The sequence below is a fragment of the Intestinibacter sp. genome (genome assembly GCF_034113885.1).
In the GTDB taxonomy this organism is placed as follows: domain Bacteria; phylum Bacillota; class Clostridia; order Peptostreptococcales; family Peptostreptococcaceae; genus Intestinibacter.
In genome coordinates this window covers 1-2,666 of sequence record NZ_JAXEWM010000041.1, presented here as the reverse complement: position 1 = coordinate 2,666, position 2,666 = coordinate 1, and the positions used below count along the sequence as shown (strand labels likewise).

Here is a 2,666-nt window from a genome sequence, read left to right as displayed (position 1 = left end):
TTAAACGCTTCTTGGTCTTTGTTTTGATTTTTCAAATATTTATTTATGTCTTTTTTAGAAGCTTTTCCCTTCTCTTCTGCTTTCCTTTTGTTAAATGAAGATAATTTTTCTCTATATCCACAGCTACATGTAAATATTTTTCCTTCTCCCTCACCTTTTAACTCAAGTCTTTTGTGGCAATTAGGACATCTAGCATTTGTAGTTTGAGAAATTAATTTTTTCGTGTTACACTGTCTATCCTCACAGACTAGCATCTTTCCTCTTTTGCCGTTTACTTCTAGCATGAATTTACCACAATTTGGGCATTTGTTTCTAGTCAGGTTGTCGTGTTTAAATTTGTTTTCGCTGTTTTTTATTTCCTTTACAATAGTTTTTGAGTAATTTTTCATTTCGTTTATAAAATCACTCTTTTTGCTCTTTCCTTTAGATATATCTGTTAAAGTCTTTTCCCATTTTGCTGTTAGCTCTGGGCTTTTTAGGTCTATCGGTGCTAAGTCTAGTAGCTGTCTTCCCTTTGATGTAGTGTGAATTTCTTTGTTTTTTAGCTCGACAAAGAAGGAATTAAATAGCTTTTCTATTATGTCTGCTCTAGTAGCTACAGTTCCTAGGTTGTGTTTTTCCATTTCTGTAAGCAAAGTCGCTTCAGTTAAATATGAAGGTGGATTTGTCTTTTTGCTTTCTATCTTCACACTTTCTATTTTTAGGTTGTCGTCTGTCATCACATCTACTGATGAATCTATTATATCGTCGTCTTCAGACTTATAATTTTCTCTCCAGCCTAGCTTTTTGATTTTATTTCCCTTTGCTGTAAATGTCTCACCTTTGCAGACTGCCCTTATTGTAGTCTGTTCGTATTCAAAAGGAGGACATAGTAAGCTTAAAAATCTCTTTACTACTAAATCGTAAATTTTTCTCTCTTTATCCGATAAATCACCTAAGAAAACTCTCTCCTCTGTCGGGATTATAGCATGGTGGTCGCCTACCTTTGAGTTGTCTACAAATGATTTATTCGTCTTTATGTTAGTCTTTAATAGCTTTGTACATACCTTTGAGTACTCACTCGTATTTACCGCCTTGATTCTATCCTTTAAAGTATCTACTATATCATCTGTCAGATATCTCGAATCTGTTCTCGGATATGTAAGCACCTTGTGATGCTCGTATAATCTTTGCATTATAGACAATGTTTCTTTAGCTGAGTATCCAAAAATTTTATTTGCATCTCTTTGAAGCTCTGTCAAGTCGTAAAGAGCTGGTGAGTACTTCTTCTTTTCTGATTTTTTTACTTCTATAATTTTTAAATCTTGATTTACTATTTTTTTCTTTATATTTTCTATTTTTTCCCTGTTAAATGTCGTAGTCGAGTTATTCTTATCTGTCCAAGATAGTTTTAAAAAACTACCACCCTTTTTAGCTAATATCTCTAGTGTGTAGTAGTCCTTTGGCTTGAAATTCCTAATTTCCTCTTCTCTTTTTAAAATCATCGCCAATGTAGGAGTTTGAACTCTACCGCAAGACAAGCTCGCATTGTACTTTGTAGTAAGCGCTCTAGTTGCGTTTATACCAACTATCCAGTCTGCCTCTGCCCTTGCTATTGCTGAGTAATACAGGTTGTTGTAATCTCTTCCGTCTTTTAGCTTTGAGAAGCCTTCTTTTATCGCCTTGTCTGTGCTTGAAGATATCCATAGACGTTTGATAGGCTTTTTAATATGAGCTTTTTCTATTATCCATCTCGCTACGAGCTCTCCTTCTCTACCTGCATCAGTTGCTATTACAACTTCTTTTATGTCATTTCTATTTAGTTGAGCCTTTACTGTGTTAAACTGCTTTGAAGTCTTTTTTATTACGACTGTCTTTAGCTGCTTTGGAAGTATTGGGAGATCGTTCATCTCCCATGATTTGTATCTCTTGTCGTATACCTCTGGATCGGCTAGTGTAACTAGGTGACCTAAAGCCCATGTCACCACATATTTTTGACCTTCTATATATCCATTTTTATCGTTTTTGCATCCTAAAACTCTAGCTATATCCCTTCCTACAGAAGGTTTTTCAGCTAAAACTAATATTTTTTCCATATTGTGTCCTTTCTAAAAAGCATATTGTATTAGTATATATTATCATTTTATATATTTAGCCTTCAATAATTTTTACGTAATAAGTTCTATTTCTAGGCCCATCAAATTCGCAGAAATAAACATCCTGCCAAATTCCCATGATAAGCTCTCCACCGTCTAATATCAAGGTTTGAGATGGTCCTACTGTAGATGATTTTAAATGCGCATGAGAATTGCCTTCAAAATGTCTGTAGTTTTTGTCAATAGTAGGATATGCCTTTTCAAATCCGTAAATCATATCTCTGACTACATCTGGGTCTGCGTTTTCGTTTATAGTCACTCCAGCTGTGGTATGCGGACAGTAGACAACTACTATTCCGTCCTTTATGCCACTTTTTAATATGTCCTCTCTTATAGAATTAGTTATTTTTATCATATTTTGAGTTTGATTTATTCTAAGCTCGTGTTTAAATAAGTTCATATTCTCTTCCTCTATTTCTTAAAATTATTTCGTATTCACTTCCAAATTGGCAAAAATCCTTTTTCAATTTGTACTCTTCACTATTATCATCTAAATTGATTATATTTAGTCCTTCGCCGTCTTTTATGAAT

The 2,666-nt window shown here is 33.9% G+C and carries 2 protein-coding genes; both read right to left on the bottom strand.

What is annotated here, in order from left to right:
* The coding region (locus SPD90_RS02740; protein WP_320924226.1) for a DNA topoisomerase III at positions 1-2,075 on the bottom strand (2,075 nt) is incomplete at its 3' end.
* Between the two features lie 55 nt (positions 2,076-2,130).
* A complete protein-coding gene (locus tag SPD90_RS02735) occupies positions 2,131-2,535 on the bottom strand; it encodes a secondary thiamine-phosphate synthase enzyme YjbQ (protein WP_320924225.1) in 405 nt (134 codons plus the stop codon).
* Between the last annotated feature and the right edge of the window lie 131 nt (positions 2,536-2,666).

Excerpts from the sequence above, each read along its gene's own strand:
- SPD90_RS02735 (WP_320924225.1), bottom strand. The coding sequence starts at position 2,535 with ATGAACTTATTTAAACACGAGCTTAGAATAAATCAAACTCAAAATATG.